General features: G+C 44.3%; 26 protein-coding genes. 22 read left to right on the top strand and 4 right to left on the bottom strand.

Annotated elements, in window-relative coordinates; translation table 11 throughout:
• The first annotated feature begins 86 nt into the window (after positions 1–86).
• The 8 genes from H8K33_RS01765 (at position 87) to H8K33_RS01730 (ending at position 7,397) form a co-directional block, all read left to right on the top strand.
• Positions 87–1,577 carry a flagellin N-terminal helical domain-containing protein gene (locus H8K33_RS01765; protein ID WP_186889257.1) on the top strand — a complete coding sequence of 497 codons (1,491 nt, stop codon included), beginning with the start codon at positions 87–89 and terminating at the stop codon, positions 1,575–1,577.
• Positions 1,578–1,669: 92 nt separating this feature from the next.
• Complete coding sequence (locus tag H8K33_RS01760; RefSeq protein WP_186889256.1) at positions 1,670–2,044, top strand: flagellar protein FlaG; 375 nt, start codon at positions 1,670–1,672, stop codon at positions 2,042–2,044.
• Positions 2,045–2,191: 147 nt separating this feature from the next.
• The gene (fliD, locus tag H8K33_RS01755) at positions 2,192–4,207 is read left to right on the top strand and encodes a flagellar filament capping protein FliD (RefSeq protein WP_186889255.1); all 2,016 of its coding nucleotides are present in this window, start codon (positions 2,192–2,194) and stop codon (positions 4,205–4,207) included.
• Positions 4,208–4,219: 12 nt separating this feature from the next.
• On the top strand, positions 4,220–4,693 hold the full coding sequence (gene fliS, locus H8K33_RS01750) for a flagellar export chaperone FliS (protein ID WP_186889254.1): 474 nt from the start codon (positions 4,220–4,222) through the stop codon (positions 4,691–4,693).
• 3 nt (positions 4,694–4,696) lie between these two features.
• Positions 4,697–5,032: a flagellar protein FliT gene (locus H8K33_RS01745; protein ID WP_186889253.1), complete on the top strand. Its 336-nt coding sequence runs from the start codon at positions 4,697–4,699 to the stop codon at positions 5,030–5,032.
• Between the two features lie 3 nt (positions 5,033–5,035).
• The gene (gene fliK / locus H8K33_RS01740; protein ID WP_186889252.1) at positions 5,036–6,316 is read left to right on the top strand and encodes a flagellar hook-length control protein FliK; all 1,281 of its coding nucleotides are present in this window, start codon (positions 5,036–5,038) and stop codon (positions 6,314–6,316) included.
• The gene (locus H8K33_RS01735) at positions 6,303–6,632 is read left to right on the top strand and encodes an EscU/YscU/HrcU family type III secretion system export apparatus switch protein (RefSeq protein ID WP_186889251.1); all 330 of its coding nucleotides are present in this window, start codon (positions 6,303–6,305) and stop codon (positions 6,630–6,632) included. The genes fliK and H8K33_RS01735 overlap by 14 nt, the downstream gene beginning before the upstream one ends.
• Before the next feature lie 6 nt (positions 6,633–6,638).
• Complete coding sequence (locus H8K33_RS01730) at positions 6,639–7,397, top strand: flagellar brake protein (protein WP_186889250.1); 759 nt, start codon at positions 6,639–6,641, stop codon at positions 7,395–7,397.
• A gap of 61 nt (positions 7,398–7,458) precedes the next feature.
• Here the strand turns inward: H8K33_RS01730 and fliE are convergent, their stop codons facing one another.
• Positions 7,459–7,806: a flagellar hook-basal body complex protein FliE gene (fliE, locus tag H8K33_RS01725; RefSeq protein ID WP_186889249.1), complete on the bottom strand. Its 348-nt coding sequence runs from the start codon at positions 7,804–7,806 to the stop codon at positions 7,459–7,461.
• 204 nt (positions 7,807–8,010) lie between these two features.
• Here fliE and fliF point away from each other — a divergent pair, with 204 nt between their 5' ends.
• From fliF to H8K33_RS01655, 14 genes are all read left to right on the top strand, one after another.
• Positions 8,011–9,711: a flagellar basal-body MS-ring/collar protein FliF gene (gene fliF, locus H8K33_RS01720; protein WP_186889248.1), complete on the top strand. Its 1,701-nt coding sequence runs from the start codon at positions 8,011–8,013 to the stop codon at positions 9,709–9,711.
• Entirely contained in the window at positions 9,704–10,699 is a 996-nt protein-coding gene (gene fliG, locus H8K33_RS01715; protein ID WP_186889247.1) for a flagellar motor switch protein FliG, read from the top strand. The genes fliF and fliG overlap by 8 nt, the downstream gene beginning before the upstream one ends.
• Positions 10,692–11,366 (top strand): flagellar assembly protein FliH, encoded by a 675-nt coding sequence (locus H8K33_RS01710; RefSeq protein WP_186889246.1) that lies wholly within the window; start codon positions 10,692–10,694, stop codon positions 11,364–11,366. Before fliG ends, H8K33_RS01710 begins: the two co-directional genes overlap by 8 nt.
• A complete protein-coding gene (gene fliI, locus H8K33_RS01705) occupies positions 11,363–12,754 on the top strand; it encodes a flagellar protein export ATPase FliI (protein WP_186889245.1) in 1,392 nt (463 codons plus the stop codon). Before H8K33_RS01710 ends, fliI begins: the two co-directional genes overlap by 4 nt.
• A 44-nt stretch (positions 12,755–12,798) precedes the next feature.
• Positions 12,799–13,236, top strand: a complete 438-nt coding sequence (gene fliJ / locus H8K33_RS01700) for a flagellar export protein FliJ (protein ID WP_186889244.1) — start codon at positions 12,799–12,801, stop codon at positions 13,234–13,236.
• Between the two features lie 35 nt (positions 13,237–13,271).
• Positions 13,272–15,065: a flagellar hook-length control protein FliK gene (locus H8K33_RS01695; protein WP_186889243.1), complete on the top strand. Its 1,794-nt coding sequence runs from the start codon at positions 13,272–13,274 to the stop codon at positions 15,063–15,065.
• 385 nt (positions 15,066–15,450) lie between these two features.
• A complete protein-coding gene (gene fliL, locus H8K33_RS01690) occupies positions 15,451–15,936 on the top strand; it encodes a flagellar basal body-associated protein FliL (protein ID WP_186889242.1) in 486 nt (161 codons plus the stop codon).
• 5 nt (positions 15,937–15,941) lie between these two features.
• Positions 15,942–16,955 carry a flagellar motor switch protein FliM gene (gene fliM / locus H8K33_RS01685; protein ID WP_186889241.1) on the top strand — a complete coding sequence of 338 codons (1,014 nt, stop codon included), beginning with the start codon at positions 15,942–15,944 and terminating at the stop codon, positions 16,953–16,955.
• Positions 16,948–17,394 carry a flagellar motor switch protein FliN gene (gene fliN / locus H8K33_RS01680; protein ID WP_186889240.1) on the top strand — a complete coding sequence of 149 codons (447 nt, stop codon included), beginning with the start codon at positions 16,948–16,950 and terminating at the stop codon, positions 17,392–17,394. The genes fliM and fliN overlap by 8 nt, the downstream gene beginning before the upstream one ends.
• 8 nt (positions 17,395–17,402) lie before the next feature.
• The gene (gene fliO, locus H8K33_RS01675; RefSeq protein WP_186889239.1) at positions 17,403–17,858 is read left to right on the top strand and encodes a flagellar biosynthetic protein FliO; all 456 of its coding nucleotides are present in this window, start codon (positions 17,403–17,405) and stop codon (positions 17,856–17,858) included.
• Between the two features lie 17 nt (positions 17,859–17,875).
• Entirely contained in the window at positions 17,876–18,634 is a 759-nt protein-coding gene (fliP, locus tag H8K33_RS01670; protein ID WP_390320207.1) for a flagellar type III secretion system pore protein FliP, read from the top strand.
• Positions 18,635–18,649: 15 nt separating this feature from the next.
• Positions 18,650–18,919 (top strand): flagellar biosynthesis protein FliQ, encoded by a 270-nt coding sequence (gene fliQ, locus H8K33_RS01665; RefSeq protein ID WP_186889237.1) that lies wholly within the window; start codon positions 18,650–18,652, stop codon positions 18,917–18,919.
• A gap of 74 nt (positions 18,920–18,993) precedes the next feature.
• The gene (fliR, locus tag H8K33_RS01660) at positions 18,994–19,797 is read left to right on the top strand and encodes a flagellar biosynthetic protein FliR (protein ID WP_186889236.1); all 804 of its coding nucleotides are present in this window, start codon (positions 18,994–18,996) and stop codon (positions 19,795–19,797) included.
• A gap of 13 nt (positions 19,798–19,810) precedes the next feature.
• Complete coding sequence (locus tag H8K33_RS01655) at positions 19,811–21,370, top strand: NAD(P)H-hydrate dehydratase (RefSeq protein ID WP_186889235.1); 1,560 nt, start codon at positions 19,811–19,813, stop codon at positions 21,368–21,370.
• Position 21,371: 1 nt separating this feature from the next.
• On the opposite strand, the gene H8K33_RS01650 is transcribed toward H8K33_RS01655, so the two are convergent.
• The 3 genes from H8K33_RS01650 to pheT form a co-directional block, all read right to left on the bottom strand.
• Positions 21,372–21,731 carry a MerR family transcriptional regulator gene (locus tag H8K33_RS01650; protein ID WP_186889234.1) on the bottom strand — a complete coding sequence of 120 codons (360 nt, stop codon included), beginning with the start codon at positions 21,729–21,731 and terminating at the stop codon, positions 21,372–21,374.
• Between the two features lie 23 nt (positions 21,732–21,754).
• Complete coding sequence (locus H8K33_RS01645) at positions 21,755–22,117, bottom strand: integration host factor subunit alpha (protein WP_449364210.1); 363 nt, start codon at positions 22,115–22,117, stop codon at positions 21,755–21,757.
• Positions 22,118–22,333: 216 nt separating this feature from the next.
• Positions 22,334–24,760, bottom strand: a complete 2,427-nt coding sequence (pheT, locus tag H8K33_RS01640; protein WP_186889232.1) for a phenylalanine--tRNA ligase subunit beta — start codon at positions 24,758–24,760, stop codon at positions 22,334–22,336.
• Positions 24,761–24,881: the final 121 nt, after the last annotated feature.

Raw genomic sequence — 24,881 nt, 5'->3', positions numbered from 1 at the left:
GATTCAACGACGGTGCAATGGTCAATAAGACAGACCGAAGTTCAAGCTAAACGTCGAGTTGAATTAACCAAGTTAGGAGAACCATCATGGCTTCATATATCAATACCAACATCGCGTCCTTAAATGCACAACGCAATTTATCGACATCCCAAAGTTCATTGAACACATCCTTGCAACGTTTGTCTTCTGGCTTGCGTATTAACAGCGCAAAAGACGATGCTGCAGGTTTGGCGATCTCTGAACGTATGACTTCACAAATCGGCGGTTTGAATCAAGCTGCTCGTAATGCTAATGACGGTATCTCTTTAGCGCAAACAGCTGAGGGCGCATTAAGCCAAATCGGTGCAAACTTGCAACGTATTCGTGACTTGGCAGTTCAATCAGCCAATGCCTCTAATAGTATTTCAGATCGTGCTGCTTTGAATAATGAAGCATCTCAGTTGATTTCTGAAATTAATCGTGTAGCAAGTAACACGAACTTCAACGGTGTTAATTTGTTAGATGGTTCTTTTGCCGCACAAACTTTCCAAGTTGGCGCAAATGGCACAGCCAATGATCAGATCAGTATCTCTTCTATTGCTAGTGCAAAATCCTCTGCTTTAGGTGTAGGCGCATCATCTAGCTACGCAACAACGGTTGCTGGCGCAGGTGCAGTTACAACAACAGCATTGGCGTCTGGCGACTTATCAATTAACGGCTTCCAAGTCGGTGCTTCTGCAGCTGATGGCGTTTCTTTCTCTAATTCCACAGGTAGCGGTATCTCCAAAGCTGCGGCAATTAATGCAATCAGCGGTAGCACAGGTGTGACAGCAACGGTTGGAGCAACAGCCATCGCAGGTACAGCATCTACTTCTGCAACAGCAATTGCGTCTGGCGATATCACAATCAATGGTGTGAACTTAGGTGCATTGTCTGCATCAACATCTGGCGCTCAACGTGGTGCTCAAGTAGCTGCGGCAGTTAATGCGATTGCTACACAAACAGGTGTTACAGCAACGTTCAATACCACAACTGGCGCTGTAGCTTTAGCTGCCGCTGATGGTCGCAACATCACAGTCACTGCAAGTACCAATGCTGCTGCAGCCGCTGCAAACACAGGTATCACAGTGTCCGCTACTGGTGCAACTGACGTCTCAACTTCTACCTTGAGCTTATCATCATCCAGCTCTGCTGGTATTACATTAGCAAACGGTACAGGTACTGGTTTGACTGCAGCTAACTTAACTGGTGGATTTACTTCGGCAACAACGACTGTTGGCGCAGGTGTTTCTTCACTGAATTTGGGTACAGCAGCGGGGGCGACGGCGGCATTAACCACCATCGATGCCGCACTGCAGTCAATTAACAGCTCACGTGCATCCTTAGGTGCTTACCAAAATCGTTTCTCTTCAGCAGTTGCAAGCTTGCAGACAAATTCTGAAAACTTATCAGCATCACGTAGCCGTATCCGTGACGCAGACTTTGCTTCAGAAACAGCAACACTGACTCGTGGTCAAGTATTGCAACAAGCAGGTACAGCGATCTTGGCACAGGCAAACGCATTACCACAAGGCGTGTTGGCACTGTTAAGAGGTTAAACAATAATGTAGTTCACCACATTATTCTCTGATGTAGACTGTCCCCTGCCCAAACTTTTTTGGTCAGGGGAATTTTACTTAAAGGAAAGATCATGGACATTCAATCGATAGGCAGAAATTCGCCGTCTGGATCATTGATCGCAGAAAAACTCCCACCACCACCTTCTCCGTCGGTCGCTAACACGCAAAATTCCACAGGGGCACAAACGGCAGTTGCACTTACGCAGGCCGCCAAGTCACCAAGCACAAGTGAAATTAATAAAGCGGTAAGTGACATCAACAAAACAATTCAAGCGAGCTCTCAAAATCTTGAATTCACGGTTGATACCGATGCTGACGAAGTCGTTGTCAAGGTGATCGATCAGCAAACCAGAGAAGTGCTGCGGCAAATTCCCACAGTGGAAGCTTTAGAAATTGCAAAATCTTTAGATAAATTACAAGGTCTGTTAATTAAGCAAGAAGCATAAGATTTGTGCTTGAGGCAAACCAATCAATGCAATTCATAGCTAACAAGTGTTGCAAGATGAAAATAGAAAGGGAAATGCCCCTCTAAAGTCTGATTTGCTTTTGCCGTTAAACTTGTACAGTGTCGATACTTACAAAAGGGGAACGTTGTGGCCATACAATCAACTGGGGTGGGCTCTAATCTAGATGTCAACAGCTTGATCAGCAAGCTGATGCAGGTAGAAAGCCAGCCGTTAACTTCCCTTGCAAAAAAAGAAGCCAGCTATCTGGCAAAACTCACAGCATATGGGTCACTCAATGGTGCGCTCAGTTCATTTCAAAGTGCCTTTGTCGGACTTGGAAGCACATCAACGTTTCAAAATTTAAGTGCAAATGTTGGCGATGGGACGATATTAAACGCAACCACAACTAGTGTGGCTTCCGCAGGCAACTACAACATCAATGTTACGCAATTAGCAAAAGCACAGACGATTTCGGGTGCGGGCCAGGTAAGTACTACCGACACAATTGGCTCCGGAGCAAGCACGACTATTACATTTCAATTTGGAACGATTAGCGGTGGCAGCTTAACAAATGGTGTATACACAGGCGCTAGCTTTGCACAGGACGCTGATCAAGCGATTGGAACGGTCACCATCGATAGTTCCAATAATTCATTGCAAGGCATTCGCGATGCAATTAATGCTGCAGGCAAAGGTGTCACAGCGTCAATTGTGGGCGACGGTTCTGCCACTCCTTATCACTTGGTTTTAAGCTCAAACAAGACAGGTGCAACATCTAGCCTGAAGATTGATGTGAGTGGTGATGCCGCACTACAATCCTTGTTGTCCTACGATCCTGCAGGAACACAAAACCTAAAAGAAACCACCACCGGACAAAATGCCAATTTGTCGATTAACGGTATTAATATTACCAGCGCCTCTAATACAGTGAACGATGCGGTACAAGGCGCCGCAATCACGCTATCTAAAGTTGGAAGCACAACACTGAATTTAAGTAATAATACTTCTGGCGTACAGAATTCAATTAATGGATTTGTTAAGGCCTACAACGATCTTCAAGCAACATTTAAATCGCTAACAGGCTTCGATGCGGCAACGAAAAAAGGCGGCGTACTAACAGGTGATGCTGCCGCACGCGGTGCCCAAAGTCAGGTGAGAAATGCTTTATCCTCAGCGGTCAACGGCTTGGGTGGAAACATCACAACGCTGTCATCAATTGGCATCAGCTTTCAAAAGGATGGAACATTAAGTGTAGATTCCACAAAGTTGCAAAATGCATTGACTAATAATTTCAAAGATATCAGTGGATTATTTGCGACGATTGGTAAAGCAACCGATAGCTTGGTTAGCTATAGCACTTCAACAAGTGCTACGACACAAGGGAATTATGCATTAAATGTGACTGCACTAGCGACTCAAGGAAACTTAACTGGTGATTTGGATTTAAATGCTGGCAATACCACAATCGACCCTAGCACCAGCATCAATGTCACAATTGATGGAACTTCAGCTTCCGTATCACTTGTTGCTGGGAGTTATACAGCAAGTCAACTGACCACGTTAATACAAACCTCCATAAATGGAACCTCAGCGTTCAGTGCTGCAGGCATTAAAATTAACGCCTCAGTAACGGGTGGTGGCTTCCTCAAATTAACCTCCAATAGTTATGGCAGCACTTCCAATATTTCTCTCAATAATGGCACAGGCACAGCAGTTTCTGCACTTACTGGGACTATTTCTAGCGGCACAGCAGGCACAAATGTTACAGGCTCGTTAAACGGTGTCTCGGCAGTTGGGTCTGGGCAATTTTTAACTGGATCAGGCGGCTCTGCGTCTGAAGGCTTAAAAATTCTCGTCTCTGGTGGAGCAACTGGCGATCGCGGAACCATCCACTTCTCTAAAGGTTACGCTAGCCAATTAAGCAATTTGTTTTCTTCCATTCTTGGAAGTAGTGGCAGCATTTCCAGCACAACCGATGGTGTTAACCGAACCATCAAAGATATCGGAAAGCAGCGTGACATATTGAATAGTCGTTTGATCGACACTGAAGCACGTTATCGTGCACAATTCACCGCTTTAGATACCATCATTAGCGGATTAAACAATACAAGTAGTTTTCTCACCCAGCAACTTTCTGCATTAACTGGCAGCAATACCAAATAACTGAGGATTTTTATGTTTGGCACATCTAATTCACATGGCGCAAATGCCTATGCAAAAGTTGGCATTGAGACTGGAGTCATTTCTGCCAGCCCACACAAATTAATCGTCATGCTGTATGACGGCGCGATCGTTGCATTAAATAACGCAACTCAGCACATGAAGAATAGTGATATCCCCGCAAAAGGACATTCAATTTCTAAAGCAATTGCGATTATTGAAAATGGCCTTCGTGCAAGTTTAGATAAAAAAGCAGGTGGAGAAATTGCCACAAGCTTGGATGCCTTGTATGAGTACATGAGTAATCGTCTGTTACAAGCAAATATCAATAATCAAGCTGAAGGTGTCGTAGAAGTTCAAAATTTACTGCGTGATTTGAAATCGTCATGGGAAGCAATTGCTCCGGACAATAACAATTTGAAACAGGAAGCACCAGTACCGCAACTTGACCCACTCGCCCCACGCCGCGCGAATTTTTTTGAGGCATAAACCATGAATAGTTTCGAACTGTTAAACGTGTATGAAAAAGTGGCCCATATCACTTCAGAAATGTTGGATGCGGCACGTGCCAATGATTGGGAATTATTGGCCAAACTTGAGGGTGATTGCAGTAAACAGGTCAGTACGCTAAGAGAATTCGAAGGTCCAACTGAATTGCCGGGCGAAATGAGAGCAAAAAAAATCTCGATCATCAAACAGATTCTTGCGGATGATCGGGCAATACGTGACATCACAGAACCATGGATGCAAAATCTGGCAAATCTGATTAAAAGTTCTGGCACCACTCGCAAGTTATCACAAAGTTATGGTGCTAACCAATTGGGCTAATTTATGTCCAGTATCTTTCCACGCTTGGATCCCAATCTGGTCATAACAACTGGCGTGGAAGGACCTACTGCTGTGAGAGCAGTGGAAGCGATTAAACAAGAAATCGTTCAAAAGCTCAGTCAATTTGGTGTTGGCAAACAACTGCAAGCGGAAGTCATCGCCAAGCTGAATGATGGCAGTTACATCGCAAAGATCGATGGAACGCCAATGCGTCTTGCACTACCTGAAAATATTCAGGTCGGTCAAAAACTGCTATTAACCCTACTCCACCTGACACCTCGTCCGATGTTTTTAATGGATGGACAAAATCAGGTAGCCTTACTTGATCCTCAAAAAAAACCAAAATCAACTGAACTTTTCCGGCCAAGTTCAATTGGAGTTGAAGAGCAAAATTCAAGCTCCTCGGAATCAGACGCCACCTCGGTGACGCTCTCTAAATATTCTTCCGCACAAACATTGGCAAGTGGTAATCAACAATCCCAATCCACATCAATCCAGACGACACAAATCACTTCGCAACAAATGCTAGTTCCAGGCAAAGACTTTGCAAATCAATACCTAGGCACAACGTCCATTGACAATAGTGCTCAGACAGAATTAAGCCCAACTGGACAGCTAATTAATGCCTTGTTACAAGAAACCAATAATCCCAAAGATAAACTCGGCATTAGAGCAAGCGCGTCTCTTCTGGAGACCGACACCAATATTATTCCAGAGAAACAGATAGCGAAGCAAATAGAATCGCACTTGCGACAAAGTATTACCAGTAGCGGCCTATTTTACGAATCTCATATAACACAATGGCTAACTGGTCAGAAAAGCAAAGCTGAGATTGAATTAGAACCTCAAGCGAAGATTGCATTAGCACAGGAAAACTCTGTGTTAATGAACAAAGACGAACGTAACCACACCGCTTTAGCACAAATTATTCACCAACAACTGGATATTCTTGATCAGCAAAAATTCACATGGTTAGGATTACTTGCACCCAACATGCCGATGGAGTGGGATGTCAGCAAACCACCAAAACAAGACACCCAATCTGATCAAACTGAACAAGAAACGCAGAGCTGGCAAAGTCAGTTGCGTTTGCAATTGCCGCACCTAGGCAATATCGATATTCAACTGCAACTACGCAATAATCAATTGCAACTGGCCATTAAAGGCCAACAACAAAATGCGATTGAATTACTACAAGCAGCCTACCCTGCGCTTCAACAAACACTTGAAAGTACTGGCACGTTTATACAATCCTTTAAAATCAAGCAAGATGAACAAGCCTAACTCAGAACAAAAGGCATCACTCACCAGTGCAGTGGCATTAAGCTATCTGGCCGATAAAGGTGCACCTCGTGTGGTCGCGAAAGGGAAAGGCTTAGTTGCCGAAGAAATCATTGCGAGAGCAAATGAGCATGGCGTTTTTATTCATCAATCAAAGGAATTAGTGAATCTTTTGATGAAAGTTGATTTAGACGACAACATCCCACCAGCCCTCTACACAGTTGTTGCAGAACTACTCGCTTGGCTATACCATATTGAAACCGAGATAAAGACAAAACAACAAGTCTCGCCGCCCGTTCACCCGATTATCACTGAATAAAGCAATATGTCATTAACGCTCCCCTCTTTAGGAACAGAAAATCAAAGTCCCTATCAAGTTGAATCCAGACGCGAAATTCTGGCTCTGCTAAAAGGATTCAGAGATAAGTCTCAGTTAATCAGCTTAATGATTAACAATGGGAACGAAGCATTCATCACCTCGGTGTTGGATATTGACGACAGCAATAACACCGTAATTATTGATAGTGCGCCGGGGAACGAAGCAAATCAACGCATCGTGGAAGCCTCGAGTGTTTTTTTTGACGGCTTACTTGATCGCATTAGCATTCAATTTTCATCATCAAAATTACAACGCACACAATTTGAAGGTCGCCCTGCTCTGCAAATGCCAGTACCGACTTCGGTCATTCGCCTGCAACGCAGAGAAAATTATCGAATTAATACACCAGTTTCAACACCGGTGAAATGTCTGATACCAATTGAGACAGAATTGGGTAAGCAGAATCAATTATTCTCTTTGGTAGATATTAGCTGTGGCGGAATCGCCATCTTAGATGATCGTAATTTAGTGAATCTCGCAATTGGCACGAGTTATGAACTCTGCCAAATCGATGTCCCCGGCATTGGGGTAATTGATCTGAGTTTACAAATCCGTAATTCGCAAGAGTTAACTCTGCTAAACGGGAAAACAACACGCCGGATAGGCTGCGCATTTCTCAATTTATCCAATCGCACTTTAACCGCAGTGCAACGATATATTATGAAATTAGAGCGCGAACGAAATGCCAAAATGACTGGCATCTAATATTTTATCGCGGCGTTTTCAGCAATTTAGCATTCGCATATTTCAGCCTATCTATCGCAGCCTATATTTGCATATTCATAATGTCCTGATAGGCTGAGATCAACTTATTTCGCACTTGCACGGTTGCTTGGAACGAAATGCTCGCTTTTTGCATGGAAATCATCATGTCCGACATATTGACACTGTCGTCCCCCATCGCAAATCGTTTACCCAAAGCTTGCGAAGCACTTTGTGCTGCACTCACCTGTTCTAACGAAGATTTTAGCGCATCAGCAAAATCCAACTTCGGCGTTCCGACAGCACTTCCGACAACTGGATTTGGCGCCACATTTTCCATCTTCGCCGAGGCGGCTCTTAACTGTGCCACCATCGCATCAATTCGGCTTTTATCAATTCCACCAATATTCACGTTAGCTCTCCGCATCTTCAGATAGCGCAAGAATATCAGTTGTCAAAAAAAGCTTAGACACGATTAGAGAGGTGAATCCCACGTTTTTCTAGCGTTTGAATTCATCGGTCTGTAGCACAATTGCTAGCAAGGAAAAAACCTTCACGGGGAAGAAAATGCTTCAGCAAGAACGAAATCAACATAGCGATAGTTACGGGGGCAACAATGGCAACCGCAAATGATGCAACACTAGACGGACCACAAGTACCGGTCGTATTTGGCATTCCACAAACGCCAGCCGTTCGGACCATCGCATTAGCGGTTGGTGCTGCGCTCACCATCGCGATTATGGTTGGCGTGTGGTTATGGAGTCAGGCACCAGACTATCGCGTACTTTTTTCTAACTTCAATGACCGAGATGGCGGTGCCATTGTCGCGTCCTTACAGCAACTCAATATTCCCTACAAATATTCAGAAGGTGGCAGCGCCATTCTGGTACCCGCAAACCAAGTTCATGATGCACGTTTAAAACTAGCATCGCAAGGCTTACCTAAAGGCGGTAATGTGGGCTTCGAGTTAATGGAAAATCAAAAACTCGGCATCTCTCAATTTTTAGAGCAAGTTAATTTTCAACGCGCACTTGAAGGCGAATTAGCGCGTTCAATTCAAGCTGTCTCTGCAGTACAAACAGCCCGCGTTCATCTGGCTATTCCCAAAGCATCGGTTTTTGTAAGAGAACAACAAAAGCCAACTGCCTCTGTACTATTAAACCTTTACCCAAGTCGGGTGCTTGATCAACAACAAGTAAGTGCAATCATTCATCTGGTTGCCAGCAGCATTCCTGAATTACCTGCAAAGAACGTGACTATTATTGATCAGAATGGCAATTTACTGTCTGATCCAAGTAAACAAACAGCGACCAACAATCTCGATCCTTCACAACTCAAATACGTCCAAGAGTTTCAACAGAGCGTTGTGAAAAAAGTGGAATCAATTATTTCTCCAATTGTCGGCATTCAAAACGTTCGCGCTGAAGCAACTGCAGATATCGACTTCTCACGTAGTGAACAAGCAGCCGAAAGTTATCGCCCTAATTCACCACCAGAAGCGACAACTATTCGCAGTCAACAAACTAGTGAAAGCTATGGAAAACCAGCAAATGCCTCCGGTATTCCTGGTGCCTTAAGTAATCAGCCACCCGTACCAGCAACAGCACCAATCACCGCTGCCGCGAATGCCAATGATGCGCAAGCAAATGCGGCTAACAATGGTTTAACCCAGAAAGATGCGACTCTTAATTACGAGGTTGATAAGACCATACGTTATACACAACAAGCGATGGGTGGGTTAAAACGCTTGTCGGTTGCCGTCGTAGTCAACTATAAAACGGAGACTGACAAATCAGGCAAAACAATTACGCGAGCACTCACCGAAGTGGAGAAAAATCAAATTATTGATTTGGCACGCGAGGCGATGGGATTTAGTAAAGAACGTGGCGACACTTTAAATGTGGTGAACAGCCCATTTGCAACGCCTGAAAAAGTAACAGCCGAAGATATTCCGTTATGGAAGCAAGCGGATGTACTTCAAACCGCAAAAGAAATTGGAAAATATGTGGTTGGTGGTTTATTGTTACTGTATCTTTTCTTTGGCTACCTAAAACCGACGCTCAACAAGCTCATGGGCAAAGATGCCGCATCGATCAAAAAAGAAAAAGAGCGTCTGCGCAAGGAAGAGGAAGAAGAGGAAAAGAAAAGAATTGAAGAGGAAGAAGCTGCTATCGTGAACATTAACGGTGAGGCAGAAGCAAAAAGTAAACAACATTATTCAAGCTACGAAGCAAACATGGACATGGCCAAACAATTGGCCTCCAGCGATCCAAAAATCGTAGCCAACGTCATTAAATCTTGGGTGAGCAATGAGTGAAGACGGCGTACAAAAAGCAGCAACTTTAATGCTTGCTTTGGGTGAAGATGGTGCGGCTGAAGTGATGAAACACCTCGGCCCGCGAGAAGTGCAAAAAATCGGCGCAGCGATGGCGTCGATTGGCGCGATCCCACACGAATCCATCGCTAAAGTATTAGAAGATTTTAAATCAGAGGCAGATCTGAGCTCATCAGTTGGACTCGATTCTGATGAATACATTCGCAACGTGTTAACCAAAGCACTTGGTGATGATAAAGCCTCTTCTTTGCTCAATCGGATTTTGGGCGGGAAAGATGCGAGCGGCATCGAAAGTTTAAAATGGATGGATTCTGCTTCAGTTGCTGAATTGATTAAAAATGAACATCCCCAGATTATCGCTACTATTTTAGTCCACCTAGAAAGTGATCAAGCTAGTGAAATTCTGAATAATTTCAGCGAACGTTTACGTAATGATGCGGTACTAAGAATCGCGACTTTAGATGGCATTCAACCTACTGCCTTACGTGAACTAAATGACGTATTAACGAAATTATTGACAGGCAACGAAAGTCTGAAGAAGAAGTCTATCGGTGGTGTAAGAGCAGCCGCTGAAATTCTCAATTTCATGAGCGGTGAAAATGAAACATCGATCATGGAAAATTTACGCAAATATGATGGTGACATGGCTGAGAAAATCATGGATGAGATGTTCGTCTTTGACAATATTCTCGAAATTGATGACAGAGGAATCCAATTACTTTTACGTGAAGTTCAATCGGACTCCTTAATCATTGCATTGAAGGGAGCGAATGCCGATATGCGTGAAAAAATCTTCAAAAACATGTCACAACGTGCCGCCGAAATGATGCGTGAAGATCTCGAATCCAAGGGTCCTGTGCGCTTGTCCGAAGTCGAAGCACAACAAAAACAAATTTTACTCATTGTCCGCAGGCTTGCCGACGAAGGTCAGATTATGTTAGGCGCAAAAGGCGAAGATTCCTATGTCTAGTGTGATCCCAAAAGAGAAGTTAACCGCATTCCAACGCTGGGAAATGACTTCCTTTGGCGATCTTCGCCCTTCACATATCGAGCGCGCAGCAGAAGCAGAAAGAATCACGCAAACTGAACTTGCTGCCATCAAAGAACAAGCAAGAAATGAAGCATACACGGCGGCCTACAAAGAAGCCTATGCAGTGGGCTATCAAGAAGGACAAGCTGCTGGCACGCACGACATGCTAGAACAAGCGGCTAAAATTTTAGAACCCCTAGAACAACTCAAAGATAATTTCAAAGAGCAGTTGTCGAGAGCACACAATGATATTGGCAATGACTTGATTCGTTTGGCAGTCGATTTGGCGAGCGCGATGACCAAGCACAAATTCGCACATGAGTCTGACGCTATTTTAGAGATCGTGAAAGAATCGATAGAAATGCTGCCAGCAATTCATCAGCCGGCACAAATATTTTTGCATCCGGAAGATCTTCGCTTGTTAAAAGAATTGATGGGCACAGAACTTGAAAAAGATGGTTGGCGATTAATTCAAGATAGCCATTTGACGCGTGGCGGCTGTCGAATTGAAACGGCACAAAACTTGATCGATGCCACCTATGAAACACGTTGGACGCGCTTAACTGAGGCACTAAACCATCCAGGTAACGACCACATTGCAACATGAATGACACGCTTACTCCGCAACGTTGGAAAGATCAGTTTATCGCAAGTGCGAAAAGTATTTCGCACATCAAGAGCGAGAATATTTCTGGTCGCATTGTCAAAGTCACCGGCTTGGTGATGGAGGCGGTGGGCATCAAATTGCCAGTCGGCAGTGCCTGTCTGATCCATCTGCAAAATGGTGTAAAGATTGAGGCAGAAGTTGTTGGTTTTGATGGTGATCGTCTATTTTTAATGCCCCAAAGTGACTTGGATGGCGTCATTCCTGGTGCCCCTGTATTTCCTGTCGTCGCACAAGCAAGTGCTGACGATAATACGCCACATCGACGAAATACCGACAGAACCAAACATCTTCCAGTTGGCGAAGAATTACTCGGTCGTGTGCTAGATGCTAACGGACGTCCCTTAGATTCCCTAGGCCCGCTGATTTGCCGCGCCACCGCGCCCTTGGGAGCAAGAATCTACAATCCGCTATCTCGCGCTCCAATTAAAGAGAAACTCGATGTCGGCGTCAGAGCAATTAATAGCATGCTGACAGTGGGACGCGGCCAACGACTAGGTTTGTTCGCTGGATCTGGCGTAGGCAAAAGTGTTTTGCTAGGAATGATGGCGCGCTACACGACGGCAGATGTGATTGTGGTCGGATTAATTGGCGAACGGGGTCGCGAGGTAAAAGAATTCATTGAAGAAATCCTAGGCGAGGAAGGATTAGCTCGTTCTGTTGTCGTTGCGGCACCTGCTGATGCCCCTCCTTTGATGCGGATGCAAGGCGCTGCATATGCGACCACGATCGCTGAATACTTTCGAGATCAGGACAAAAATGTCTTGTTAATCATGGACTCATTAACTCGCTACGCGATGGCACAACGTGAGATTGCGCTCGCCATTGGTGAGCCGCCCGCAACGAAAGGATATCCACCTTCGGTATTTGCTAAGTTACCAATTCTGGTCGAACGTGCTGGTAATGGTCGACTTGGTGGTGGTTCGATTACTGCTTTTTACACCGTATTAACCGAAGGTGACGATCAACAAGATCCTATTGCCGATGCCGCACGAGCAATTTTGGACGGACACATCGTACTCAACCGAACCTTGGCAGAAAGCGGTCATTACCCGGCGATTGATATCGAACAATCGATTAGCCGGGCGATGCATGGTATTACATCGCCAGATCATCAAAGATTGTCGCGAAAACTTAAACAACTTTATTCACGTTACGAACGTAGTCGAGACTTAATTAATGTTGGCGCCTACTCTGCCGGATCAGATCCTATATTAGATGAGGCAATTAGAAAGTATCCACAAATACAAGCTTTTCTACAGCAAGAAATCACTGAAAAATCATCCATAACCGAGAGCTTAGCGGGTCTTTCCGCTCTATTCGACGTTTAAAAAAAGTCGGTATTCCGTAAAATGGATACAAGGTAAAAAAGATTATGGCTAGCTCAGCATTAACAACATTAATCGAATTAGCTGAAAACGATGTCGAAAACGCAGCCAAAAATTTAGGTCGGATGATTAAGGCGAGAGATGATGCTAACGAACAGCTCAAGCTACTACATCAGTATCGAGACGATTATGAAGGTCGACTACAGTCAAACGCACAACAAGGATTAAGTGTGACGCAGTTTGCCAATTTTCGCGCATTCATCGTCAAACTTGATCAAGCTGTCGACGGTCAAAAAAAGATAATTTTAGATGCAGAATATCGTATTGAAGTCGCAAAAAAAGCTTGGCAAGAATGTGAAAAAAAACGCCTCTCTTATAAAACTTTAATCGATAGAAATGCCGCAGTTGAATTAAAAAAAGAAAACAAGCGCGATCAAAAACAAACCGACGAACGCGCGACACGAACGCTATTTTATAAAAAGTAATCCAACCGATTTACTTCGACAACGTAGGTGACAACATGCCCAACCCGCCAACCATCAATCAAGCTCTGCCTACGATTGTCTCGAACAAAACATCCAGCTCGGCTATTGAATCAAAGAACAACAGTACTTTCAATCAAGTATTGAAAAATGAAGTCGCGCTAAAAACAAAAAAAGTGGCGTCAGAACAACTGGCAAATTCGCACATCAATAGAACCAACGAAGCTACTGGAACCAATAACACAAAAAGTGTCGATCAAAAGGATAACTCAGGAAACCAAGACTTCAATCAAATTATTGAGAATGAATTTCAACCAGAGGATGACATTTCAATCATTCCTGGGGATACTAGCTCGTTAATCGCCTTTGTCAATAACTTCCCAAATATCGCCCAAGTTGAAATCCAAGTATCTGAATCATCTGCGCCACCGGCAATTTCTTTGAAATCTGAATTCAATCAAATGAAAGCCCCAGTGTTCGATCGATCGAAAGTGAGCGATGACAATAAAAGATTTGGAATAAACGATACGATCACGAGTGAAGAGTCAGCTCTACTGCGCCCCCCCGAACTTCCTGTCCAAGCATCAAGTGATACTATTGTTAATGCAAATAATCAAAATGCTTTTATCTCAACGTCACGCCACCATCCAATTGAATCAATCCAAACAGATTCCGGTGAACAGCCAATTTCATTTTCATCAAATGTCGTCAATGCAAATCCACCTTTTGCAAGTGATGATAAAGAGAGCAATCACAACATTAATACCGATACGAAACAAACTGGAGTTGAATTAAATCTGTCTGCGATGGACAAAGCCAATAAAAATGAATCTTCGATTCAAGAGAATAAGTCAAATTTCCCTCTATCCATCGATAAAACATCGTCTGTTGATTCTTTGGATACGGATAAATTCAATTTAACGGAGCGAATGAGCCAAGGAGTAGAAGCTGGGGCAAAGGGTGAAATGGAGCATAAATTTCCCTCTCAAAATAACGACCGCGTATTAGAAGTAACGGAGCAACTAAGTCCAAGGCCGCCGTCACCCCAAATTGTGAACCAATTCACCACCAATGTAGCTTCTTCGAACGAGTCGACGCTTACACAATTTGAGATCAGCCAATCATTGGGACATAGTATTGATCTAGGAGATCGGTTATCAGAACCTAGATCACAATCGAATTCAGCATCAGGTAGCTTCGAAAAGTCTCAAACCGAATTCCAAGTTCCAACATCTCAAAAATACCAAGACAATTTATTGTTGAAAGATTCAATGGCACTCAATGAAGTTCACAGCAATGAATTCATCAGCACGCCTAGTACGAATTTTCAGCCACCAGCAGCCAACACGACGATCGGAAACATACATGCACCTGTACTATCCGATCACATAGGTCCACGCGTAGGCGCAAAAGGATGGGATCAGGCAATCGGCCAGAAAATAGTTTGGATGGTTGCAGGAGGTGAACAAAGTGCTCAACTGACTTTAAATCCCCCCGATTTGGGACCCGTTCAGGTTGTTTTAAGCATTAGCGATAATTTCGTCGACGCCAGTTTTGTCTCCTCGCACCTAGATGTCAGAGAGGCGATTGAGTCCGCTGCACCTAAACTACGCGAAATGATGGATAACGCTGGCATTTCATTGTCAGGCTTTTCTGTCAGTGCAGAATCTGCGCAATCGCATAATCAATTTGGTGCAGAGAAATCAAGCCGAGGCGGCGGTTCGCAAGCAGCTATGCCATCTGGCACCGAAAGTGAAACAGATAACACTGCAATGTCGCTGATAGCACGCAATACTGGCAAGGAATTAGGCTTAGTCGACACATTTGCTTAATTTCAGCAAGCTCCCTCCTCCAGTGATTGTCTATTGTTGCCTTTTGTTGCCTATGCGTGATGAAAATCAGTGAATTTCATCACGTGCATTGCTTTCTAGGCTAGGCTCTTAAAAACGATACTATAATTGTGTGCGTGAATATTTCCACAGTGAAATTAGCCATGAAGGCCAACTTCGTATTGAATGTCAGGTCAAACGATTGCATCATGGCGCTAAATAATCAAAGTAAATCCAATGGATACCGCTAGGATCATCAGGGATTGAATAGAATCAAAAAAGTAGAGTTAAGCAATAAATCTGGCTCTATTTCAAAGATCAAATTCAAACCAAATGCGCGATAATTTTTTTCAATAAGAAACACAATCAGAATCGGTGAGAAATCAATATGTCAAAAGCACCAGAAAAACCAACAGACGCGCCAGCTGGCAAATCTAAAAAGAAGTTAATCATCATGATCGCAGCCGCCGTACTTCTTTTAGGTGGTGTCGGCGGAGGTGCCGCAATGTTCTTATCTAAGAAGAAACCAGCGAAAGAAGAAAAGACAGAAGTCGCAAAAGCACCAGTCTTTTTGCCATTAGAGCCCTTCGTAGTGAATCTTCAATCGGAGCTCGGTGAAAAATATTTACAAGTGCAAATGACTTTACAGGTCGAAGATGAAGCACAGGTCAATGTGATTAAAGCGAATTTGCCGCAGGTTAAGAGCCGACTGATTATGCTGTTATCGAGCAAAAATGCAGAAGGTTTATTAACGCCTGAAGGTAAAGACGAATTAATTAAAGAAATTACTGAACAGGTCAATTTGCCGTTTGTTCCGAAAGGTGAGCCACAGAAAGTCAGTGGCGTATTCTTTACCTCTTTTGTTGTTCAATAAAAACCGTGTCTGATAATTTCCTTTCACAAGAAGAAGTTGATGCCCTTTTAAAGGGTGTCACCGGCGATCAAGACGAATCAGAGGCGAATGAAGATACCTCTGGCGTCCGGCCGTACAATCTGGCGACCCAGGAACGTATTGTTCGTGGTCGCATGCCGACCTTGGAAATTATCAATGAACGATTTGCCAGACTACTACGGATAGGTCTGTTTAACTTTCTTCGTCGCAGCGCAGAGGTCTCTGTCGGCACTGTGAAAGTGTCAAAATATAGTGAATTTATTCGTAATCTGGTGGTACCGACTAATTTGAATCTCACCCATATGAAACCGCTACGCGGAACTTCATTAATTGTGTTGGATCCAGGTTTAGTTTTTCTATTGGTCGATAATTTATTTGGTGGTGATGGCCGCTTTCACACACGTGTTGAAGGACGCGATTTCACCCAAACTGAGCAAAGAATTATTCAAAGAATTTTGGAAATCATTTACGAGACTTATGCAAAATCATGGGAGCCAGTCTATCCAGTTCAGTTTGAGTATATACGTTCAGAAATGAACACACAGTTTGCAAATATTGCGACACCAAATGAAGTCGTCGTATCCACCACATTTACCATTGAATTAGGTCCAGTCAGCGGTGAAATGCATATGTGTATGCCCTACTCAATGATAGAACCAATACGTGATTTATTAACGAGTAGTCTGCAAGGCGAGACTTTAGAAATTGATAAACGCTGGGTGCGCTTAATGACCCAGCAAATCCAGATTGCTGAAGTAGAAATCGTCGCGGATTTAGGCACTACCAGAATGTCCTTAGGTGACATCTTGAATATGAAAGTGGGCGATGTCATTCCCATTTCTGTTCCAGACATTATTTCAGCAAAAGTAGACGGTACCCCCGTCATGGAATGTAAATATGGTCTATTCAATGGGCAATATGCATTGCGTGTCGACAAAATGCTGGGTTCCAGTGTCAATGATATAGCGCATGAGTCGCTCAATGGAGAAAACAATGGATGACAATAACGATAGCCCTATTAGTGAAGACGATTGGGGTGCCGCGATTGCTGAACAAGAAAAAGCGGATGCAGAAGCTGCCGCTCGGGCTGCGACGGCCGCAGCACAACCCGCACCAGCTGTACAGTCTGGCGCGAGCATGTTTCAGGAGTTTGGTAAAAGCCCACCGACTCAAACACATAATGATATCGACTTTATTCTCGATATTCCTGTACAACTGACCGTCGAACTTGGGCGTACAAAAATCGCGATCAAGAATTTACTGCAATTAGCACAGGGTTCCGTGGTCGAACTTGACGGCATGGCGGGTGAACCAATGGATGTGTTAGTCAATGGCTGCTTAATTGCGCAAGGTGAAGTGGTCGTGGTTAACGATAAATTTGGTATTCGTTTAACAGATATCGTCACGCCAGCCGAACGCATTCGTAAGCTGAACAAATAATGCACAATATGTTTAAATCATCAGCTGCTTTGGCGACCTTACCTATTAAATTATTGGCTCTATCCGCATCCATATGGAGCAATCAGGTACAAGCGCAATCATCGCCAGCATCTGTTTCTGCCAGCACAGGTTTATTACAGATCTTCCTGGCATTGGCTTTTGTGATCGCAATTATGCTGTTGTTTGCGTGGTTAGTGAAACGTGTTGGACCTATCGCAAGTGGACACAAGTTACCCGTCAAAATTATCGGCGGTATTAGTTTAGGAAATCGTGAACGAGTCATGGTGATTGAAGTTGCAGATCAATGGTTGGTTCTGGGTGTCACCGCACAACAGATCAATACACTCTCAACGATGCCTAAACAGGCACTGCCCGAAAATGACGCCGGATCGACTCAATTGAGTGCGCCATTTGCAGACTGGCTCAAGAAAACCATAGAAAAGCGCAACCCGCCACAGAACTAAAGTAGCTTATGAAAAACTTGCGCAACACATTCCATCGATATCTACCCTTATTCGGATTTTTATTGCTTTCGGGAATCTCACAAGCTGCATTGGCACAATCAGGTGGACTCCCAGCAATCACTAGCTCTCCATCTTCTGGTGGCGGACAAAATTACTCGCTGAGTATTCAAACGCTGATTTTTTTAAGCTCGCTGGCGTTTATCCCTGCCGCTTTATTAATGATGACCAGTTTCACTCGGATCATCATCGTTCTCTCTTTATTACGACAAGCACTTGGCACTCAATCTGCGCCACCAAATCAAGTATTGGTTGGATTAGCACTTTTCCTGACCTTGTTTGTCATGGGCCCGGTATTCGATAAAATTTATGCGGATGCCTATCTGCCTTTTTCAGAAAATAAAATAACGATGCAACAGGCAATGGAGAAAGGTGTTGAACCTTTAAAAGGCTTCATGCTGAAACAAACGCGTGAGTCTGATATTGCCTTGTACGTAAAACTATCAAACACGCCAGCATTGCAAGGCCCCGAAGATATTCCGCTACGTGTTCTGATTCCCGCATTCATTACCAGCGAATTAAAGACCGCGTTTCAAATTAGTTTTGCGATTTTTATCCCCTTCCTGATTATTGATATGGTGGTCGCCAGTGTCTTAATGGCGATGGGTATGATGATGGTGTCACCATCTATCGTATCGCTACCATTTAAATTAATGCTATTTGTTTTAGTCGATGGCTGGCAGTTATTGATCGGCTCATTAGCACGTAGCTTTTACTAAAGATAGAGGTAAATTATGACTCCCGATAGCGTGATGACAATGGGACGCCATGCGATGGAAATCACCTTAATGATTTCCGCCCCACTATTATTGGTGGCGCTTGGAATTGGTCTGATCGTTAGTATTTTTCAGGCAGCGACACAAATCAATGAAACAACCTTGTCTTTCATTCCAAAATTAGTGGGAATCTTTGTCACCCTCATCATTGCCGGACCTTGGATGTTGAGCGTGCTCGGCGACTATATGCGTGAAGTATTCACGGGTATCGCCTTAATGGCTGGTTAGTGACTACTTATTGGCTACTTATTTGCTACATAGTGACTACTTAATGACTCGCTTTATACCTCTAAGTCACATTCATGATCTCTATCAACAGCAATGAATTAATCGCATTAATCGCCGCATTTATGTGGCCATTAACGCGTATTCTTGGCTTTATTGCGATCGCACCTCCGTTTGGTAACAATGGTGTTCCTGTGCGGGTTAAGATTGCGCTCGGCGTGTTTCTTTCACTAATCGTGGCACCCAGCATCCCACCGTTAAACAACGTTGATCCCTTATCCATCACTGGCATTGCGGTACTGATGCAACAACTGATTATCGGGCTGGCAATGGGCTTTATCGTGCGCGTCATTTTTGCGGGAGTCGAAATGGCCGGTGAGGTGATTGGCTTAACAATGGGTTTAGGCTTTGCTACTTTTTATGATCCGCAAACACGCGGCCGTTCATCTGCAATTTCACAGTTCTTGGTCATCATTACGACACTTCTATTTTTAAGTCTCAATGTGCATTTAGCGATGTTTGAAGCTTTGATCAATAGCTTCAAAAATATTCCTATCTCAACTTCGTTAAACATGGGCTTTAGTGTGCAAAGATTAGCGATATGGGGAGAGGAAATATTCAAGATCGGCATGTTACTTTCTATGCCCTTAGTCGCTGCACTCTTAATTACGAATATCGCACTTGGGATTTTGACGCGTGCAGCACCTCAATTGAATATCTTTGGTATTGGTTTCCCTATCACAATTATGGTAGGTTTTTTAATGTTGACCATGATCTTGCCTTACCTAATGCTGCCATTAGAGAACATTTTCCAACATAGCGTAGATACGATCAATAATCTAGGAAGCTCCCCCACGAGCAGTCCGATGAGAAAGCCATAAAGTAATCTGAACTATGCCAACCACAACGCCAAATAGCCATGAGATTGCTGAAACACACTTAACAACGCTCTATCGATGTGAACAAATCCGATCCATTGAACTGGACGCAAAGAAGCGACTACCATCAGGCGCATTAATGCGTGCTGCAGGCATTGCAGCAACACGACTAGCACTGAGTTTATTAAGTCATAAAAAAGGACGAGTCCTCATTTTGGCTGGTGCTGGTGACAACGGTGGAGATGCCTTAGAAACTGCGCATCAACTAGCTAAAGAATCTATCGACGTTCACATCATCCTGTTAGGTCATGGAGAAAATTATTCCACCGAAGCCAATCAAAGTTTGCAGCGCGCAAAACAGAGCAAGCTGCACTGGACTTCGGTAGAGGAATGTAAAAATCACCCACTTACTTATTGGGATTTAATCATTGATGGCCTATTTGGGATTGGACTAAACAGCGCTATTGAAGGCGATGCAGCAGACCTAATTCAATTGATCAATCTTCATAACCATCAACAAAAAACGCCGGTTCTATCACTAGATGTCCCCAGTGGATTAAATGCCGATACTGGACAGCTATTTGCGGGAAAAGAGATCGCGATTCGGGCAACGCACACACTAAGCTTTATTGCAAACAAAGTTGGTCTACACACTGCGAAAGCGAAAGACTATGCCGGGCAGGTACTAACTGATTCATTGAGTCTAGACCAAACCACCTACCCTGCTCCCTACGCGCATCTTCTCACCGAAAGATCGTTTAAGCTAAGAATGGCTGAGCGGCAACAAGATAGCCATAAAGGTTCATATGGTGAAGTCCTGATCATTGGTGGAAGTACAGGTATGGTAGGAGCGCCAATTCTTGCAGGAAGAGCCGCACTGTTATGTGGCAGCGGCCGCGTCTACCTGGGAATGATAGACAAACAATTTCCTGCTTTAGATATTGTTCATCCAGAGCTGATGATTGCTAGTGCGCAATCATCTAACCTCGTCCGTCCTGTCGTTGTGATTGGACCTGGACTAAGCACATCTGAAGACGCAAGGGACATACTTCAAAAAACGCTACAAGAAAGTCATACATTGGTGATCGATGCCGATGCTCTGAATTTAATTGCAGTGCATGAAGAACTCAAAAATCTTGTAAGGCTACGCGCGCAAAAAAAATGGCGAACAATCCTAACGCCACACCCATTAGAAGCCGCTCGCTTACTAGGAGCGACGGTAGAGGAAATACAAGCAGATCGATGCAAAGCAGCCGAAAATTTAGCAAGTAATTTTCAAGCATGCGTGGTTTTAAAAGGTGCTGGCAGCATCATTGCTGACTCAACATCTATCTGGATTAATAGCAGCGGTAACGCTAGCCTGGCAACGGCTGGCACCGGAGATGTGTTGGCTGGAGTTTGTGCAGCAATGTTAGCACAAGGATTAAGTTCTACGCACGCGGCATGTCTCGCCGTTTATTTGCATGGCAAGGCCGCAGACAATTGTCTTGTTAATGGTTTAGGTCCAGTTGGACTAACTGCCAGTGAACTAATTCCTGCAATACGTACCGCTTTGAATGCAATACAAAAAACCTAAATTACAGTTTCAGCAAGCCTAGCAAAGACTGTAATTCACGACGAATTTGTATCACGTTGAAAGTCGTTTCGTCGCGTACTTCGACCGCGACTTCATCATGAGCAGGCTGATTATTCAACTTATTGCGAGCACCGTTGATCGTAAATCCTTGATCGTATAAAAGTTCACGGATACGACGAATCAACAAGACTTCATGATGCTGATAATAACGACGATTTCCGCGTCGTTTAACCGGTTTAAGTTGTGCAAACTCCTGTTCCCAATAACGCAAAACGTGCGGTTTTACGCCACATAAATCACTGACCTCACCGATAGTGAAATAGCGTTTGGCGGGAATCGGAGGTAACACAAAATTTTCCATACAGATATCACTCATTCGAGAACTTACGCTGGATTAGTACCGTTGAACTGGTGCGGAGCATGCAGGTCATCAACCATCGCTTTCAACTTCTGGCTTGCGTGGAAAGTAACAACACGGCGTGCGGTGATGGGAATTTCTTCGCCAGTTTTTGGATTACGTCCTGGGCGCTGTGGCTTATCACGTAACTGAAAATTACCAAAACCTGAAAGTTTAACTTCAGCACCACGCTCCAAAGCATCGCGAATCTCACCAAAGAAAGTTTCTACCATGTCTTTAGCTTCACGCTTATTCAATCCAACTTGCTCAAACAATAGCTCAGCCAGTTCCGCTTTGGTCAAGGTTGGCAAATCTTTTTCCGCTTTCGAACGCGCCTGCGCTTCATGCATTGCACGTTTTAAATCTTCATCCAACAATGTTTGAAAATCAGCAGAAGTTACATCGTTCATCATCATTTACCTATTCTTTATCCCACTAAATTTGTAGGATCGACATTGTCTACTTACAGAACCCAACACGACAAACTTTAGTCCGCTCACTTAAATGCTTTGACGCCCCTACCTGCCATGATGCAATGGCATTCAGAGCGTCAAAAAACAGTGAATTTAACGAAGTCTGGCTGAAACACCCGCAGTTGCAGCGGCGACTAAAGCTGCCATTGCCAACTCGACCGTTTCGTCTTGTAGCGTATTCTGAGTATCTTGCAAGCTAAAGCGGAAAGCAAGACTTTTCTCGTCATTTTCCAAACCTTTACCACGATATTCATCAAATAAAACAAGGTCTTGCACGATTTTGCAAGATTCTGCTTTGTTTATTTCCGCGTGGAAAACGTCGATTAAATCTTGCGCAGCAACTGTCTGTTTAACAACCAGCGCCAGATCGCGAGTCACCGCCTGAAACTTAGAAATATCGCGGTGGGTTGGCAAATTCACTGTTTGCAAAGCCATAGCTTCGACTTCAAAAACGATAGGCGCTAATGGTAAATCATATTTCTGTTGCAAACGTGGATGCAACTCACCAATCAAGCCAATGACTTTACCATCACACTCAACTTGTGCAGAACGTCCTGGATGCAAAGCTGGATGGCCCAGCTTATTGAAGCGCAAAACTTTGGGAGCAAATAAATTTTCCAGATCTGACTTCAGATCAAAGAAATCCACGTTGCGTGTCGCTTGCCCCCATTGCTCCGCTGCGACTGGACCATACGCTAATGCCGCCAAGCGTTTAGGTTGATCATAGCCCGCAAGCGTTAATGCGCCATCAACAACAGATTCGTCACGTAAATACACCGCTGCCAATTCAAAAATACGCACACGATTCAGTTTGCGATTGAGGTTGTATCGCGTATTCGCCACCAGGCTTGCTATCAGACTGGTACGCATTACGCTCATTTGGCTGGCGATAGGGTTTTGCAGTTTGATCGGGTTATCGTTACCGCAGAAATCTTTTTCCCACGCTTCTTCTACGAAGCTATAGTTGACGACTTCTTGGAAATCCAAATCAGCAATCTGACGACGCAGAGTGAACGCAGAACGGGTATTTTCTGGCGCAATTAACATCGCGTTCGGCGCAACTGGCGGTAGGGATGGAATATTCTCAAACCCATATACACGAACGACTTCTTCGATCAAATCTTCTTCAATTTCAATATCGAAACGGTAGGATGGCGGTGTTACTGAGAACAAGCCGGGCTCTTGCGTAAACTGCAAACCAAGGCGAGTAAAAATATCAGCAATTTGGGCGTCAGTGAATGGCACACCAATCACTTTATTGGCACGTGCTGTGCGTAATTTCACAGGCAGACGTTTTGGCAAATTCACGACCAGATCATCCACCGGACCAACTTTTACATGCTCAGTGCCACCACAGATTTCTACGATCAATGCAGTGATGCGCTCCACATGTTCAACGATGGATGCGAAATCTACACCACGTTCATAGCGATGCGCGGCATCCGTAGAGAAATTATATTTACGGGCACGACCTTGTATCGCCTGCGGCCACCAAAATGCAGATTCGAGATAGATGTTTTCTGTTTCTAATGTTACGGCTGTTGAATCGCCACCCATAATGCCAGCTAAAGATTCGATTTCCTGATGATCCGCAATTACGCCGACCCACTCATCGACCGCCACTGTGTTGCCGTTCAACAGTTTTAAGGACTCGCCCGTTTTGCCCCAACGTACATCTAGGCCACCGTGAATTTTGTCCAGATCAAACACGTGGCTAGGGCGACCAAGCTCTAACATCACGTAGTTAGAGATATCGACCAACGCAGAAATTGGTCGCTGACCACTGCGCTCCAAGCGTTGCTTCATCCAATCTGGCGTTGGTGCTTTCGCATTCACACCGCGAATCACACGTCCAACGAAACGACCACACAAATCGGGTGCGCTGATTTTGACTGGTAATTTTTCCGTCAAACTCACCGGCACAATATGCGCTTCTGGCACATGCATAGGCGTGCCAGTCAATGCAGACACCTCGCGTGCCACGCCCAGAACAGACAAACAATCTGCTTTATTTGGCGTCAGCTTGATCGTGAATTTCAAATCGTTTAATTGATAATAGTCACGGAAATTTTGACCTACCTGCGCATCAGCAGGCAAGTCCATCAAACCGCCACCGTCTTCGGATAATTTCAATTCACGTGCTGAGCACAACATGCCCTGTGATTCAACACCACGTAACTTACCCACTTTAATCAAAAATGGTTTGCCGTCAGCACCGGGCGGCAACACTGCACCAGCCGTAGCACAAGGAACTTTCATACCGACGCGCACATTTGGCGCGCCACAAACGATGTTTAACAAGGTGCCGGTACCAACATCAACCTGACAGACATTTAAGCGATCCGCATCCGGATGCTTAGCGATTTCGCGAATCTCAGCGACAACCACATTGCTAAACGGCGGAGCAACTGGCTCCACTTCTTCTACTTCCAAACCTGCCATCGTGAGAAGATGAGACAACTCGTCCGAAGTCATGTTCGGATCAGCCATGGTACGTAACCAGTTTTCAGAAAATTGCATAATTCAACCGTGATGTTGGTTAATATTTGGCGCAAATGCGCATCAATATAATAAAAAGCTTTGAATCGCAGAGGCGCAGATTTCGCGGAGAAAGAGAAAGAAGAAACTCTGCGTTCTCTGC

Origin of the sequence: Affinundibacterium amnicola, from assembly GCF_014284275.1 — a bacterium.
Classification (GTDB): domain Bacteria; phylum Pseudomonadota; class Gammaproteobacteria; order Burkholderiales; family Burkholderiaceae_D; genus Undibacterium; species Undibacterium amnicola.
This window is presented reverse-complemented; position numbering and strand designations above follow the sequence as displayed.

Excerpts from the sequence above, each read along its gene's own strand:
- fliI (WP_186889245.1), top strand. The coding sequence starts at position 11,363 with ATGAATGACACGCTTACTCCGCAACGTTGGAAAGATCAGTTTATCGCA.
- fliJ (WP_186889244.1), top strand. The coding sequence starts at position 12,799 with ATGGCTAGCTCAGCATTAACAACATTAATCGAATTAGCTGAAAACGAT.
- H8K33_RS01645 (WP_449364210.1), bottom strand. The coding sequence starts at position 22,117 with ATGCATGAAGCGCAGGCGCGTTCGAAAGCGGAAAAAGATTTGCCAACC.
- fliK (WP_186889252.1), top strand. The coding sequence starts at position 5,036 with ATGTCCAGTATCTTTCCACGCTTGGATCCCAATCTGGTCATAACAACT.
- fliR (WP_186889236.1), top strand. The coding sequence starts at position 18,994 with ATGATCTCTATCAACAGCAATGAATTAATCGCATTAATCGCCGCATTT.
- fliN (WP_186889240.1), top strand. The coding sequence starts at position 16,948 with ATGGATGACAATAACGATAGCCCTATTAGTGAAGACGATTGGGGTGCC.
- H8K33_RS01655 (WP_186889235.1), top strand. The coding sequence starts at position 19,811 with ATGCCAACCACAACGCCAAATAGCCATGAGATTGCTGAAACACACTTA.
- fliG (WP_186889247.1), top strand. The coding sequence starts at position 9,704 with ATGAGTGAAGACGGCGTACAAAAAGCAGCAACTTTAATGCTTGCTTTG.
- H8K33_RS01745 (WP_186889253.1), top strand. The coding sequence starts at position 4,697 with ATGAATAGTTTCGAACTGTTAAACGTGTATGAAAAAGTGGCCCATATC.
- H8K33_RS01695 (WP_186889243.1), top strand. The coding sequence starts at position 13,272 with ATGCCCAACCCGCCAACCATCAATCAAGCTCTGCCTACGATTGTCTCG.
- H8K33_RS01735 (WP_186889251.1), top strand. The coding sequence starts at position 6,303 with ATGAACAAGCCTAACTCAGAACAAAAGGCATCACTCACCAGTGCAGTG.
- H8K33_RS01760 (WP_186889256.1), top strand. The coding sequence starts at position 1,670 with ATGGACATTCAATCGATAGGCAGAAATTCGCCGTCTGGATCATTGATC.
- H8K33_RS01650 (WP_186889234.1), bottom strand. The coding sequence starts at position 21,731 with ATGGAAAATTTTGTGTTACCTCCGATTCCCGCCAAACGCTATTTCACT.
- H8K33_RS01730 (WP_186889250.1), top strand. The coding sequence starts at position 6,639 with ATGTCATTAACGCTCCCCTCTTTAGGAACAGAAAATCAAAGTCCCTAT.
- H8K33_RS01710 (WP_186889246.1), top strand. The coding sequence starts at position 10,692 with ATGTCTAGTGTGATCCCAAAAGAGAAGTTAACCGCATTCCAACGCTGG.
- fliS (WP_186889254.1), top strand. The coding sequence starts at position 4,220 with ATGTTTGGCACATCTAATTCACATGGCGCAAATGCCTATGCAAAAGTT.
- fliQ (WP_186889237.1), top strand. The coding sequence starts at position 18,650 with ATGACTCCCGATAGCGTGATGACAATGGGACGCCATGCGATGGAAATC.
- fliO (WP_186889239.1), top strand. The coding sequence starts at position 17,403 with ATGTTTAAATCATCAGCTGCTTTGGCGACCTTACCTATTAAATTATTG.
- fliL (WP_186889242.1), top strand. The coding sequence starts at position 15,451 with ATGTCAAAAGCACCAGAAAAACCAACAGACGCGCCAGCTGGCAAATCT.
- fliF (WP_186889248.1), top strand. The coding sequence starts at position 8,011 with ATGGCAACCGCAAATGATGCAACACTAGACGGACCACAAGTACCGGTC.
- H8K33_RS01765 (WP_186889257.1), top strand. The coding sequence starts at position 87 with ATGGCTTCATATATCAATACCAACATCGCGTCCTTAAATGCACAACGC.
- pheT (WP_186889232.1), bottom strand. The coding sequence starts at position 24,760 with ATGCAATTTTCTGAAAACTGGTTACGTACCATGGCTGATCCGAACATG.